Raw genomic sequence first — 13366 nt, 5'->3', positions numbered from 1 at the left:
CCGTGTCGACGACGCGGGAGAAGCGACCCGACGGCGGGTCGACGTCCCTACTCCTCGACGGCGCTGCCGGCGCGGACGACCGCCTCCTCGCCGAAGGCGGGCCCCACGAACTGCATCCCGACCGGGAGCCCCTCGGCCTCGCCGGCCGGGACGGAGATGGCCGGGAGGTTCGCGAGGTTCACCGGGACGGTATTGGCGTCCATCAGGTACAGCGACAGCGGATCGTCGAGACTCTCGCCGCGCTTCGGCGGGAGGACGGGCATCGTCGGCGTCGCGAGCACGTCCGCCTCGGCGAGCGCCTCGTCGAAGTCCTGCTTCACCCACGCGCGAGCGTCCTGTGCCTTCTTGTAGTACTTGTCGTGGTAACCCGCCGAGAGGGCGTACGTGCCCAAGAGGACGCGGCGCTTCACCTCGTCGCCGAACCCCTGCTCGCGCGACCGGGCGAACGACTCGTTCCAGTTGCCCTCGCCGCCGTCGACGCCGTAGCGGACGCCGTCGAAGCGCGCGAGGTTCGACGACGCCTCCGACATCGCGATGACGTAGTACGCCTGCACGGCGTGTTCGACCGAGGGGAGCGACACCTCGACCGTCTCGACTCCCTGGGCCTCCAAGTCGGCGAGCGCGTCCTCGAACACCGCGACGACGGCGTCGTCGGCGCCCGCGACGAGTTCGGTGGGGACGCCGACGGTCATCCCGTCGGCGTCGCCGTCGGCGGCCGCCGCGTACGTCGTCTCGTCGGCCGGGTGGACGGCGGGGCCGTCCTCGGCGGCGTCGTAGCGCGTGGTGGCGTCGTGTTCGTCCGGCCCGGCGATGGCGTCGAGCAGCGCCGCGGCGTCCTCGACGGTGTTCGCGAGCGGGCCGATCTGTTCGAGCGAGTTGGCGTACGCGACGAGGCCGTACCGGGAGACGAGCCCGTACGTCGGCTTGATGCCGACCACGCCGCAGAACGCGGCGGGGTTGCGGACGGAGCCGCCCGTGTCGGAGCCGAGCGCGAGGTCCGCCTCGCCCGCGGCGACGGCGGCCGCCGAGCCGCCGGAGGAGCCGCCGGGGACGCGCTCGGGGTCGACGGGGTTCTTCGTCGGGCCGTACGCCGACGTCTCGGTGGTGCCGCCCATCCCGAACTCGTCCATGTTCGTCTTGCCGACGACCGTCGCGCCCGCCTCGCGGACGCGCTCGACGACCGTCGCGTCGTACGGCGGGACGTACCCCTCCAACATGGCGGAGCCGCAGGTCGTCGGGATCCCCTTCGTCGAGATGTTGTCCTTCACGGCGACCGTCTTCCCGGCGAGGGGGCCGTCGTCGTCGCCGGCGACGGTGTCGCGGCTCAGGAAGATGTTCAGGTCGTCGGCGGGCGCGTCGTCGGCGCTCATGAGACCCGTGGCCCCTTGAAGAAGCCCGCCTCCGAGTCGGGCGCGTTCGCGAGCGCCTCCTCCTGCGTGAGGCCGTCGCGGACCTCGTCGGCGCGCATCACGTTCACCAGGTCCGGGTCGTCCGTCACCTCGGGCACCTCGTCGAGCGCCGCGAAGTAGTCGAGGACGTCCGCGAACTGCTCGGCGAAGACGGCCGCCTCCTCGTCGTCGAGGTCCACCCGCGCGAGCTCGGCGACGTGGCGGACCTCGTCGGGGTCGACGACGCCGGCGTCGTCGCCACCCTCGTCCGTCGTGGTCATGTCCGAGGGGTGCCGCGGGCCGGGAGTAAGGGTTTCGATACCCCCGACGAGGCCGCCCCCGCGACGGGGGGTCCAGACCGAGGGTCTAAGTGTCTCAAGTCGGCGATCCTCGCGCCCGGATCGTCGCGAAGCGCCCCGACGCCGTCCCGTAGCTTTTGGGCCGTCTCCCGGCGTAATTCGCCAGCAAGTATAAGTGACTTGCGGACCTTAACGGGAGTACAGAGAACCACACCGGAGAGACGGATCTCCGGCTCCCGTTCCCCCCACCCCTACCAATGAGTGAGAACGTCCGAAGTTACACGGACGAACGGTCGCGAACCGACACCGTCGGGCAGGACGAGCGCACGTCCGAGTCCGAGGGAGAACAGATCCAGTGCCCCGAGTGCAGCGGCAAGCTCGTCAACGACTCCGAGCGCGGCGAGACGGTGTGCCGCGACTGCGGCCTCGTCGTCGAGGAGGACGAGATCGACCACGGCCCCGAGTGGCGCGCGTTCGACTCCAAGGAGAAGGACCAGAAGTCCCGCGTCGGCGCCCCCACGACGAACATGATGCACGACAAGGGGCTCTCGACGAACATCGGCTGGCAGGACAAGGACGCGTACGGCAACCAGCTGTCCGGCCGCCAGCGCGAGAAGATGCAGCGCCTGCGCACCTGGAACGAGCGCTTCCGCACGCGCGACTCCAAGGAGCGCAACCTCAAGCAGGCGCTCGGCGAGATCGACCGCATGGCCTCCGCGCTGGGCCTGCCGGACAACGTCCGCGAGACCGCCTCCGTCATCTACCGCCGCGCGCTCGACGAGGACCTCCTGCCGGGCCGCTCCATCGAGGGGGTGGCGACGGCGAGCCTGTACGCGGCCGCCCGACAGGCGGGAACGCCGCGGAGCCTCGACGAGATCGCGAACGTCTCCCGGGTCGAGAAAGACGAGATCGCCCGGACGTACCGCTACGTCGTCCGCGAACTGAAGTTGGAGATCCAGCCCGCCGACCCCGAGAGCTACGTGCCGCGGTTCGCGTCCGACCTCGAACTGTCGGACGAGTCCGAGCGGCGCGCGCGCCAGCTCCTCCAGACGGCCAAGCGGGAGGGCGTCCACTCGGGCAAGTCGCCCGTCGGCCTCGCCGCGGCCGCCGTGTACGCGGCGTCGCTGCTCACCAACGAGAAGGTGACCCAAAGCGAGGTGAGCGAGGTGGCCAACATCTCGGAGGTCACCATCCGCAATCGCTACCACGAACTGCTCGAGGCCGAAGAGCAGGTCCAGCTCGGCTGATCCGGCCTGCACCACCCGGCCGAACCGCACGACTCCTTTCGCCGACCGTAACGCCGAAGCCGCCCGTCGGCCAGCGACGGGTATGGAGACGACACGCCACTTCACCGCGACCGTCTACCTCGTCAACGACGGCGCCACGGCCCTGCACCGCCACCCGCGGCTCGGCATCCGGATCCCGCCGGGCGGGCACGTCGACCGGGACGAACTCCCGCACGAGGCGGCGCTGCGCGAGGCCCGCGAGGAGACGGGGCTGGAGCCGACGCTCGTCGACGACACCGAGCCCGTCGAGGCGCCGGCGGGAGAGACGCTGCCCACCCCGCGGCACACGATGCTGTACGACATCAACGTCCACGAGGACGGCACCGTCGGCCACCAGCACGTCGACTCGATCTACTTCGCGAGCGCCGACGCCCGCGCCATCGACCCGGCCGGCGACGACGAGGTCGGCGCCGACGGGTGGGAGTGGTACACGCCCGCGGCCCTCCGCGAGAGCGACGTCGACAGCGACACGACGGCGATCGGGATCGAGGCGATCGAGACGGTGGGAGCCGAGCACCGGTAACCGGACCGGCCGGCGGGACGGCTACCGCTCTTCGCGGGGAACGTACTCGAACCCGCACAGGTCGGCGATGTACCGGCCGACGTGGTCGTCCATCCGGCGTTTGAACCCCGCACGCCGAGCAAGTCGGTCGAGCTCCCGCGAGACGTAGGTGCCGTACTGGACGGCCTTCTTGTCGGCCGTCCGTACCGGGTCCGGGACGACGTCCGCGGCGGCGGCCCGCAACGCGACCTTCCGCTCGTCGCCGTCGACGAGCAGTTCCGACGGGAGCGCCAGCGCCGCCGCGACCACGCGGTCGTGGAGCAGCGGCGCGACCGGGTCGACGCCGGCCGCCCGCAACGCGAGCACGTCGCGTTCGAGTTGGGCCGGGAGCGTCGCCATCGTCTCCCGGCGGGCGCCGCGGACGGTGTCGGCGTCGACGCGGCCGTCTGCGGCCGGGTCGACGACCTTCGCGTAGCCGCCGAACAGTTCGTCGGCTCCCTGTCCCACGGCGAGGCGGTCGTAGCCGTCGGCGGCCGCCCGCTCGCCGACGAGGGTCAGCGGGAGCGCGATGGCGACGTCCATCGGGTTGCGGCGGCCGGTCGCGGCGACGACCTCGGGCACCGCCCGTTCGAGGTCGGCGTGGGAGAGTTCGACGACGGCGAGGTCGCGCCCCATCGCATCGGCGGCCTCCCGGGCGGCGGCGGCGTCGTGTGCGCCCTCGAAGCCCGCGACGTACAGCGGCGCCTCGGGGACGCCGGCGGCGACGACGGCCGAGTCCACGCCCCGGAGAACGCCACCGCGAGGCCGTCCGGGTCGACGGCTCGCGTGCTCGTCAGTACGGCGTCGGCCACGGCGTCGCGGGCGGCGGTCGGCGCGGCGGGCTCGGGGTCCGGGAGGGACCAGACCGTCCGCTCGCCGTCGCCGTCGCGGACGACGCCCGCGGGGACCGACCGCGGGTCGGCGAGGTCGGTCCGGTCGAAGCTCCAAGCGTCGCCGTCGACGAACAGCGGCCGGCGACCGAGCACGTCGCGGACGAGGCGGCCGTCGACGGCGCCGGCGAAGCCGTCGGTCCCCGGGAGCGGGTCGCCCGTGGCGACGGCGCGGCGGACCGTGTCGGGGTCGGCGCCGTCGAGCCGGGTGTCCGGGCCGCCGGCCGGCATCACAACAGCTCGTCGACGCGGCGACCGATCCGGCGCTTGGCCCCGCCGGCCGCCTGGCGGAAGGAGATGTACCACGGCGTCCGCTTGCCGACGACGCTCGTCCGGCCCTCGCGGACGGCGTCGAGGATCGCGTCCGCCGAACGCTCGGCGGCGCCGACCTCGGTGACGGCCTGCCCGACCATCTCCGCGATGTGGGCGTCGCTGCCGGCCGTCATCGGGACGCCGTGGTTCACGGCGAACGACTCCGCCTGTCGGTTCGACCGCCCGGTCAACAGCCGGGAGTTGTACACCTCGATCGCGTCGGCGCTCGCCAACTGCTCGTCGGTGACGTGGGGCGCGACGCCGTGGCGCGACTTCTGGAAGGGGTGGGGGACCACCGCCAGCCCGCCCTGGTCGTGGATGCGGTCGAGCGTCTCGTCGTAGTCGAGGCCGGCGGGCACCGGCTCCTCGATGCCGAACCCGAGCACGTGGCCGGCGGCGCTCGTGATCTCCATGCCCGGGATCCCGACGAGGCCGTAGTCGTCGGCCATGTCGGCCGCCTCGAGACTGGCGTCGAGTTCGTCGTGGTCCGTCACCGCCAGCGCGTCGAGGCCGACGGCGGCCGCCTGTTCGAGCAGCATGTCGACCGGGTCGCGGCCGTCGTGCGAGAGCGCGGAGTGACTGTGCAGCTCGACCGATAGCACGGTCGCGGGTAGCAACGGACCGTAGAAAAGGGGTCCGGTCCGCGGAAGTCGCCCGGAGCGCCGCGGGAATACCCACAAACGTGCACATGGAAAGCCATTTGAGACGGAGCGATCACCGTACACGTGAATGCCCCTCGCCGACGCGGACCGCGACCTGATCGAGGCGGAACTCGGCCGCACGCCGACCCGGGCGGAGGCCGCGCTGTTCGAGAACCTCTGGAGCGAGCACTGCGCGTACCGGTCGTCGCGGCCGCTGCTGTCGGCGTTCGACAGCGAGAGCGACGACGTGGTGATCGGCCCCGGCGACGACGCCGCCGTGGTCGCGCTCGACGACGACACGTACGCCACGCTCGGCATCGAGAGCCACAACCACCCGTCGTACGTCGACCCGTTCGACGGCGCCGCCACCGGCGTCGGCGGCATCGTCCGCGACACGATGTCGATGGGGGCGTACCCCGTCGCCCTCGCGGACTCGCTGTACTTCGGCGATTTCGACCGCGAGCACTCGCGGTACCTGTTCGAGGGCGTCGTCGAGGGGATCAGCCACTACGGCAACTGCATCGGCGTGCCGACGGTCGCCGGCTCCGTCGCGTTCGACGACGGCTACGAGGGGAACCCGCTCGTCAACGTCGCCTGCGTCGGCCTCACCACGCCCGACCGCCTCGTGACCGCCACGGCCGAGACGCCCGGGAACGAGCTCGTGCTCGTCGGCAACGCCACCGGGCGCGACGGCCTCGGCGGCGCCTCGTTCGCCTCCGAGGACCTCGCCGAGGACGCCGAGACCGAGGACCGCCCCGCGGTCCAGGTGGGCGACCCGTACGCCGAGAAACGCCTCATCGAGTGCAACGAGTCGCTGATCGACGAGGGGCTCGTCGTCGCCGCGCGCGACCTCGGCGCGGCGGGACTCGGGGGCGCCTCCTCCGAACTCGTCGCGAAGGGCGGGCTCGGCGCGCGCATCGAGTTGGACCGCGTCCACCAGCGCGAGCCGAACATGAACGCGATGGAGATCCTCCTCGCCGAGAGTCAAGAGCGCATGGTGTACGAGGTGCGGCCCGAGGACACCGACCGCGTCGCCGCCCTCGCCGAGCGCTTCGACCTCGGCTGTTCGGTGATCGGCGAGGTGACCGACGGGAACTACGTCTGCACGTTCGAGGGGGAGACGGTCGTCGACGCGCCCGCCGAGTACCTCGCCGACGGCGCGCCGATGAACGACCTCGACCGCGAGGAGCCGACGCGGGCCGAGCGCGACCTCCCCGACCCCGACCTCGCCGCGGCGTTCGAGGCCGTCGTCGGCCACCCGAACACCGCGAGCAAGCGCTGGGTGTACCGCCAGTACGACCACGAGGTCGGCACCCGGACGTCGGTGCTCCCCGGCGACGACGCCGCGGTGGTGGCGATCCGCGAGGCCGAGACCGAGTCGGGCGAGCCGCTGGGGCTCGCGCTGTCGTCGGGGTCGGAGCCGAACTGGACGGCGGCCGCGCCGTACGAGGGCGCCCGCGCGGTCGCGCTGGAGAACGCGACGAACCTCGCGGCGAAGGGGCGACCCCGCTCGCGGCGGTCGACTGCCTCAACGGCGGCAACCCCGAGAAGCCCGACGTGTACGGCGGCTTCGCCGCGGCCGTCGACGGCCTCGCGGAGATGTGCGCCGACCTCTCGATCCCGGTCGTCGGCGGCAACGTCTCGCTGTACAACGACTCCGTCGCCGGCCCCATCCCGCCGACGCCGACGCTCGCGGTGATCGGCACGAAGGCCGGGTTCTCGGCGCCGCCCGCGGCGTTCGCCGGCGAGGGGACCCTCCTCCACGTCGGCGCGCCCGGCGGGGCGCTGGGCGGGTCGGAGTACCTCGCGCAGGTCGGCGGCAGCGACCGCTTCCCCGACCTCCCCGACGACGCCCCCGCGGTACTGGAGACGCTGGCGACGGTGGCCGACGCGGACGCGACGCTGGCCGTCCACGACGTGAGCCACGGCGGTCTCGCGGTGTCGCTGGCGGAGATGGTCACCGGCGACGCCGGCGCCGAGGTCGCCGTCGACGACGCGCTCGCGCTGTTCGACGAGACGCCCGGCCGGGCGGTGGTCGAGACGACCGACCCGGACGCCGTCCGGGCGGCGTTCGACGGCGTCGCTCCCGTCGCGGAACTCGGTCGCGCGACCGAAGACGGCACCCTCTCGCTGTCGGTCGGCGACGAGGAACTGACGTACGACGCCGGAGCGATCGCCGACCTGCGCGCGGTCATCGAGCGGGAACTGGACTGACGCGACGGCTCGGTTCGCACCCGCCCGGCACGCGGGAATCGCGGACGGCGCTTTTGCCGACTCGCGACGACCGACCGACGTGTCAGTCCGTCCGGTCGCCGTCGCGGTCGCCCTCTGTCTCCTCCTCGCGGGCTGTGCCGCCCCGACCGTGTCGCCGGCGGCGGACGCGGTCGACGGGGACGAGCCGCGTTCCGCCGGATCGGGGTCCGCCGAGTCGCCCACCGCGGATCGGTCGCCGCGCACGGCCGTCGCCGAGCGGTCCGGCCGGTCGGCCCCGCACGGCGGCGGGACGCCCGAGGCGTCGTCGACGCCGTCCGCCGAACCGGGGTCGCCGGCGGCGCTCGCCGACGGCTACGCCATCGCCGTCGAAGGGGGCGAGCTTCCGACGGCGTACGCGCCGGTGTTCGCCCGCGTCGCGGTTCTCACCGGCCGCCCGACCGTCACGCCGCCCGACCGGGTGGCGATCCGCTCGCCCGACCGGATGCGGGTCGGGCGCGACCGCTACCCCGAGTTCTACCGGCTCGTCGGCGTCGCCGCCGGCGACGGGAACGGGACGGCGGCCGCGTTCGTCGGGTCGGCGGGCACGGTGACGGTGAACGCGGCGGTGCTCGCCGACGCCGGCGACACGGAGTCGGTGCTCGCCCACGAGTCGGTCCACGTGATCCAGTTCCGCGACGGGGCGTTCGCCCGGCTGCGCGACCGCGGCGCCGTCGCGCCGGGGACGACCGAGGCCCGGCTCCTCCGGACGGCCGTCGTCGAGGGGAGCGCGACCGCCGTCCAGCGCGCGTACGTCGAGCGCTACGGGGTCGACGCCCCCGACCCGGTGGCGGCGCTCGGCGCCCGGGCCGCGAACGGGTCGACGGCCGAGCGGCTCGGCCTCGCGCCGTACGTCGTCGGCGCGCGGTACGTCGAGCGTCGCGTCGACGACTGGGCGACGCTCGCGTCCGTGTACGAGTCGCCGCCGCGCACGACCGAGGAACTGCTCCACGACCGGCCGCCGGGGAGCGAGCCCGTCGCGCCGTTGGTCGTCGAGGACGACCCGACGGACGAGTGGGACGCCGCGTTCGGGGAGCGCGACACCCACGGAGAGCTGTTCCTCCGCGTCGTCCTGGCCGGCGAACTGCCCGACTCGCGTGCGGCGGCCGGGGCCGACGGCTGGGGCAACGACGTCCGACTCGCGTTCGAACACGAGACCGAGCGGGGCGCCGTCGCCACCGGCTACGCGTGGGTGATCCGGTTCGACGACGCGGCGAACGCGACGGAGTTCGAGCGCGCGTTCGGCGCGTGGCGCGACGCCCGTCCGGACGGCGCGGGCGCGGTCCGGGCGGTGCGGCCGGCGGACCGGACGGTTGCGGTGTTCGTCGGGAACGAGTCGTTCGTCGCGTCGGCGTCGGCGGCCGGGACAGACGGCAGGGTGACGGTAGGCGCCGCCGGGTGACCCGACCCGGCCGTCGACGGCCGGCGACGGCCGGCGACGGTTACAGGAGGAGCGGGAGCCCGAACGCGACGACGATGCCGACGAGCGCGACGAGGGCGCCGACGGCGGCCTTGCGGGCGGTCACGGGCTGCATCGGGGAGGTGACGCGCTCGTAGTCGAACTCCGTGTAGTGGTCGAAGTCGTGGTGGTCGGCCATGTCATCGGGTGGGTGTCGATGCGGCAAAAAAACACCTATCCGGACGGACCGAGTGGGCCGCAACATGGACGAGGCCGACCGCGCCTGGTGGAAGGAAGCGACCGTCTATCAGGTGTACCCCCGGAGCTTCGCCGACAGCGACGGCGACGGCGTCGGCGACCTCGCCGGCCTGGCCGCCCGCGCGGACTACCTCGCCGACCTCGGCGTCGACGCGGTGTGGCTCAACCCCGTGTACGAGTCGCCGATGGCCGACAACGGCTACGACGTCGCGGACTACCGGGCCATCGACGACACGTTCGGGACGATGGCCGACTGGCGCGCCGTCCGCGACGCGCTCCACGAGCGCGACATCCGGCTGGTGATGGACTTCGTGCCGAACCACACCTCCGACGAACACGAGTGGTTCCGCACGTCGCGCCGCCGCGGCGCGACCGCCGACTGGTACCACTGGGCCGACGGCGTCGACGCCGACGCCGTCGCGTACGACGCCACCGACGAGGGGCCCGCGGGCGAGGCGCCGCCGAACAACTGGCGGTCGTTCTTCGGCGGCCCGGCGTGGGCGTACGACGACGAACGCGAGCAGTGGTACCTCCACCTGTTCGACCCCAAACAGCCGGACCTCGACTGGTCCGTGCCGGCCGTCCGGGAGGCGATGTACGACGAACTGCGCTACTGGCTCGACGAGGGCATCGACGGCTTCCGCCTCGACGTGGTGAACCTCCTCTCGAAGCCCGACGGCTACCCGAGCGGCGACCCCGACGAGCCGTTCAACGGGACGCTCCGGGCGGTGCCGAACGGCCCGCGGATCCACGAGTACGTCGCCGAGATGCACGACGCGGTGTTCGCCGACCGGGACCTGCTCACGGTCGGCGAGTGCATCGGCGACACCGACGTCGACGACGCCGCGCGGTACGTCGGCGCCGACGGCGACGGGCTGTCGATGGTGTTCCACTTCGACCACGTCGGCATCGGTCGCGGCGAGGCGCTGTGGGAGCGCGAGGAGTGGGCGTTGACCGACCTCAAGGCGGTGTTCGACCGGTGGCAGACCGGCCTCGAGGGGCGCGGGTGGAACAGCCTCTACTTCAACAACCACGACCAGCCGCGGGTGGTGTCCCGCTTCGGCGACGACGGCGAGTACCGCCGCGAGTCCGCCGCCTGCATCGCGACGCTGTTACACACGCTGCGCGGGACGCCGTACGTGTACCAGGGCGAGGAGCTGGGGATGACGAACCCGACGTTCGAGTCGCTCGCGGAGTTCCGCGACGTGGAGACGGTCCGGACCGTCCGGGAGGCGATCGAGGACGGCGACATCGACTCGTTCGAGGCGGTGCGGGAGGGGGCTGAACGCCCACTCGCGCGACACCAGCCGGACGCCGATGCAGTGGACGGGCGGCCCGAACGCCGGCTTCACCGACCCCGACGCCGAGCCGTGGATCCGCCTCCACGAGGACCACCGCGAGGTGAACGTCGAAGCCCAGCGCACGGCCCCCGACTCGGTGTGGCACTACTACCGGCGGCTGATCGACCTCCGCGAGGCCCACGACGTGCTCGTGTACGGCGCCTACGAGAACCACACGCCCGACGACGAACGGGTGTGGGCGTACAGCCGGACGCTGTCGGGAGGCGACGCCCGCGACGTCGACCGCGACCGGGCGTTCGTCGCGCTCAACTGGAGCGGGGAGCCGGCGCGCGTCGACCCGCCCGCGGCGGTCGCCGGCGCCGACGCGACGCTCGCGCTGTGCAACTACCCCGAGGCGCCGTCGCCGGGGGCGGTGGCGCCGTACGAGGCACGGCCGTGGGAGGCGCGCGTGTACCTGGTCGAGTGACCGGGGCGCCGACCGACACGGACGACACGAATAAGTGACCGACCGCTGACCTGTTCGGCGTGCGCCTCCCCGAACGCGAGTCCCTCCTGACGACCGTCCAGCGCGCCGCCCGCCGCAACGAGTACGTCGCCGAGGGCATCTGGTGGACCGTGTTCGTCTGTTACGCCGCCGCCGTCGCCGCCATCGGCTTGGGCGGCGTCGTCGGCGGCGTGTACGTGTACCTGCGGTACGTCTACCCCGCGCTCGCCGGCCGCGTCGACCCCGTGGCGGAGGCGGTAGCCGGACTGGCGTACGTGTTCGTGCTGTTCGTCGTGTTGCACTCCGTCGTCGGCCGGATCCGGGCGGCGATCTACGGCGGCGGCAGCGTCGCCGGCTGGAAGCAGTGAGGTAGGCGGCGACGGCCTCTCCGGGCACGACGACCGGGTCGCCGACAGGCGAAACGGTGAAACCCCGGTCGCGGCTATCGCCGGTATGACTCTCACGAAGCGGATCATCCCGTGTATCGACGTCGACCTCGACGACGACGAGAACGCCGCCGTCTACACCGGGGTGAACTTCGAGAACCTCGAGTACTCGGGCGACCCGGTGGAGATGGCCAAGAAGTACAACGAGGCCGGCGCCGACGAGTTCGTCTTCCTCGACATCACCGCCAGTGCCGAGGGGCGCGAGACGATGCTCGAGACCGTGTCGGCGGTGGCCGACGAGTGCTTCATCCCGCTCACCGTCGGCGGCGGGATCCGGACGAAGGCCGACATCAAGGAGACGCTCCGTGCCGGCGCGGACAAGGTGTCCGTCAACTCCGGCGCCATCGCGAACCCCGACCTCATCACCGAGGGCGCCGACGCCTTCGGCAGCCAGTGCATCGTCATCTCCGTCGATGCGCGCCGCCGCTTCGACGACGAGGGCGACCACTACGTCACGCTGGAGGACGGCCGCGAGTGCTGGTTCGAGTGCACCGTGAAGGGCGGACGCGAGGGCACCGGCATCGACGTCGTCACGTGGGCGAGGGAGGCCGAGGAACGCGGCGCCGGCGAACTGTTCGTCAACTCCATCGACGCCGACGGGACGAAGGACGGCTACGACATCCCGCTGACGAAGGCCGTGTGTGACGCCGTCTCGACGCCCGTCATCGCCTCCTCCGGCTGTGGCGGCCCCGAGCACATGGAGGAGGTGTTCGTCGAGGCGAACGCCGACGCCGGCCTCGCCGCCTCCATCTTCCACTTCGACGAGTACGGCATCGACGAGGTGAAGCGGTACCTCGCTGACCACGGCGTCCCGGTCCGGATCTGAGCGCCGGCGCGCCGCGGCGCGGGGCGGACACAGCCGCTGAAGGTTCTTGGCTCGCGACCGCGGATCCCGACGTGTGAGCACCGACATCGACCCCGCGGCCTACGCCGAGCGCGTCCGCGAGGCGCGCCGGAAGAAAGACGAGTTCTTCCGCGAGCACCCGCGCTCGCCCGTCCCCCGGGCCGCCCGCGACGACTTCGACGGCCTCCGCTACTTCGACCCGGACCCGGAGTACCGGGTCGAGGCGACGCTCCACGAGCACGACGACCCCGAGCGGATCACCGTCGAGACGACGCAGGACGGCGCCCGCGAGTACGACACCGTCGGCGAGTTCCGGTTCCGGGTCGCCGGCGCGGACGTGACCGTACAGGCGTTCCGGTCGCCGGGCGACGACCACCGCCTGTGGGTGCCGTTCCGCGACGCGACGAGCGGCGAGGCGACGTACCCGGCCGGCCGCTACCTCGACTTGGAAGAGCCCGACGACCGGACGGCCGACGGCGACTGGGTGCTCGACTTCAACGACGCCTACAACCCCTACTGCGCGTACAGCGAGGCGTACGAGTGCCCGCTGGTGCCGGTGGACAACTGGCTCGACGTGGCGATCCGGGCGGGCGAACGGCTCCCGGAGCTGTGAGCGGGCGGGGAGAAGCGGGCGGTCGCGCGCGGCTCAGGCCTCGGCGGCGTCGGCGTCGGCGAACGCGGCCTCGATGTCGTCGTACAGCGTCCGGAGGTTCTCCGAGACGCCCGTCGCGGCCTGCCCGAGCGCGTCGAGCGGGTCGAGCCCGTCCTCGGTCTTGATCGAGAGGATCGGCTCCGTCTGGCCCCCGGACTGCTCGGGGTTCATGTCGTAGGTCGCGGCGGCGACGCCGTCGGTCTCCAGCAGCTGTCCCTTGAGGACGTTCATGAACGTGTGGTCCTCGCCCGCGATCTCGATGCGGAGTTCCTCGTCCGTCTTGTCGATGACGCGAAGTTCCATTGGCGGAGGATTCGCCCGAGCCGGGTTTCAACCTTGTGTTCGCCGGATGCGCGCGGTCGCCGCGGCGGCCGG

The 13366-nt window shown here is 72.7% G+C and carries 12 protein-coding genes and 3 pseudogenes; 9 read left to right on the top strand and 6 right to left on the bottom strand.

Annotated features, from left to right (window positions below; genetic code table 11):
* Positions 1 to 47: 47 nt before the first annotated feature.
* Positions 48 to 1370: an Asp-tRNA(Asn)/Glu-tRNA(Gln) amidotransferase subunit GatA gene (gene gatA, locus P0R35_RS05745; protein WP_284014250.1), complete on the bottom strand. Its 1323-nt coding sequence runs from the start codon at positions 1368 to 1370 to the stop codon at positions 48 to 50.
* The gene (gene gatC / locus P0R35_RS05740; protein ID WP_284014249.1) at positions 1367 to 1669 is read right to left on the bottom strand and encodes an Asp-tRNA(Asn)/Glu-tRNA(Gln) amidotransferase subunit GatC; all 303 of its coding nucleotides are present in this window, start codon (positions 1667 to 1669) and stop codon (positions 1367 to 1369) included. The genes gatA and gatC overlap by 4 nt, the downstream gene beginning before the upstream one ends.
* Positions 1670 to 1944: 275 nt before the next feature.
* Here gatC and P0R35_RS05735 point away from each other — a divergent pair, with 275 nt between their 5' ends.
* Positions 1945 to 2934, top strand: a complete 990-nt coding sequence (locus tag P0R35_RS05735; RefSeq protein ID WP_284014248.1) for a transcription initiation factor IIB — start codon at positions 1945 to 1947, stop codon at positions 2932 to 2934.
* A gap of 82 nt (positions 2935 to 3016) precedes the next feature.
* Positions 3017 to 3496, top strand: coding sequence for an NUDIX hydrolase (locus P0R35_RS05730; RefSeq protein WP_284014247.1), 480 nt, complete (start codon positions 3017 to 3019; stop codon positions 3494 to 3496).
* A 21-nt stretch (positions 3497 to 3517) separates the two neighbouring features.
* On the opposite strand, the pseudogene P0R35_RS05725 reads toward P0R35_RS05730, so the two are convergent.
* Positions 3518 to 4635: pseudogene (locus tag P0R35_RS05725) on the bottom strand (asparagine synthase C-terminal domain-containing protein).
* Positions 4635 to 5318, bottom strand: coding sequence for a PHP domain-containing protein (locus P0R35_RS05720; protein ID WP_284014246.1), 684 nt, complete (start codon positions 5316 to 5318; stop codon positions 4635 to 4637). Before P0R35_RS05720 ends, P0R35_RS05725 begins: the two are co-directional and overlap by 1 nt.
* Before the next feature lie 127 nt (positions 5319 to 5445).
* On the opposite strand from P0R35_RS05720, the pseudogene purL reads away from it, so the two are divergent.
* Both purL and P0R35_RS05710 read left to right on the top strand, forming a co-directional pair.
* A pseudogene (gene purL, locus P0R35_RS05715) lies at positions 5446 to 7571 on the top strand (phosphoribosylformylglycinamidine synthase subunit PurL).
* A gap of 79 nt (positions 7572 to 7650) precedes the next feature.
* Positions 7651 to 9009 carry a hypothetical protein gene (locus tag P0R35_RS05710; protein ID WP_284014245.1) on the top strand — a complete coding sequence of 453 codons (1359 nt, stop codon included), beginning with the start codon at positions 7651 to 7653 and terminating at the stop codon, positions 9007 to 9009.
* Between the two features lie 40 nt (positions 9010 to 9049).
* Here the strand turns inward: P0R35_RS05710 and P0R35_RS05705 are convergent, their stop codons facing one another.
* Entirely contained in the window at positions 9050 to 9205 is a 156-nt protein-coding gene (locus tag P0R35_RS05705; RefSeq protein ID WP_284014244.1) for a DUF7550 family protein, read from the bottom strand.
* On the opposite strand from P0R35_RS05705, the pseudogene P0R35_RS16825 reads away from it, so the two are divergent.
* From P0R35_RS16825 to P0R35_RS05685, 5 genes and pseudogenes are all read left to right on the top strand, one after another.
* Positions 9204 to 10430: pseudogene (locus tag P0R35_RS16825) on the top strand (alpha-glucosidase); the annotation flags it as partial. The gene P0R35_RS05705 and the pseudogene P0R35_RS16825 overlap by 2 nt on opposite strands.
* Positions 10431 to 10581: 151 nt before the next feature.
* The gene (locus P0R35_RS16820; RefSeq protein WP_490396511.1) at positions 10582 to 11031 is read left to right on the top strand and encodes an alpha-amylase family glycosyl hydrolase; all 450 of its coding nucleotides are present in this window, start codon (positions 10582 to 10584) and stop codon (positions 11029 to 11031) included.
* 59 nt (positions 11032 to 11090) lie between these two features.
* On the top strand, positions 11091 to 11417 hold the full coding sequence (locus P0R35_RS05695; protein WP_284014242.1) for a hypothetical protein: 327 nt from the start codon (positions 11091 to 11093) through the stop codon (positions 11415 to 11417).
* 85 nt (positions 11418 to 11502) lie between these two features.
* A complete protein-coding gene (hisF, locus tag P0R35_RS05690; protein WP_284014241.1) occupies positions 11503 to 12321 on the top strand; it encodes an imidazole glycerol phosphate synthase subunit HisF in 819 nt (272 codons plus the stop codon).
* A 73-nt stretch (positions 12322 to 12394) separates the two neighbouring features.
* A complete protein-coding gene (locus tag P0R35_RS05685; protein ID WP_284014240.1) occupies positions 12395 to 12952 on the top strand; it encodes a DUF1684 domain-containing protein in 558 nt (185 codons plus the stop codon).
* Positions 12953 to 12985: 33 nt separating this feature from the next.
* On the opposite strand, the gene P0R35_RS05680 is transcribed toward P0R35_RS05685, so the two are convergent.
* The gene (locus tag P0R35_RS05680) at positions 12986 to 13294 is read right to left on the bottom strand and encodes a DNA-directed RNA polymerase subunit L (RefSeq protein WP_284014239.1); all 309 of its coding nucleotides are present in this window, start codon (positions 13292 to 13294) and stop codon (positions 12986 to 12988) included.
* Positions 13295 to 13366 lie beyond the last annotated feature (72 nt).

The organism is Halobaculum litoreum (assembly GCF_030127125.1).
Lineage (GTDB): Archaea > Halobacteriota > Halobacteria > Halobacteriales > Haloferacaceae > Halobaculum > Halobaculum litoreum.
The sequence above is the reverse complement of the archived record's forward strand: the minus strand, read 5'-3'. Positions and strand labels throughout refer to the sequence as shown.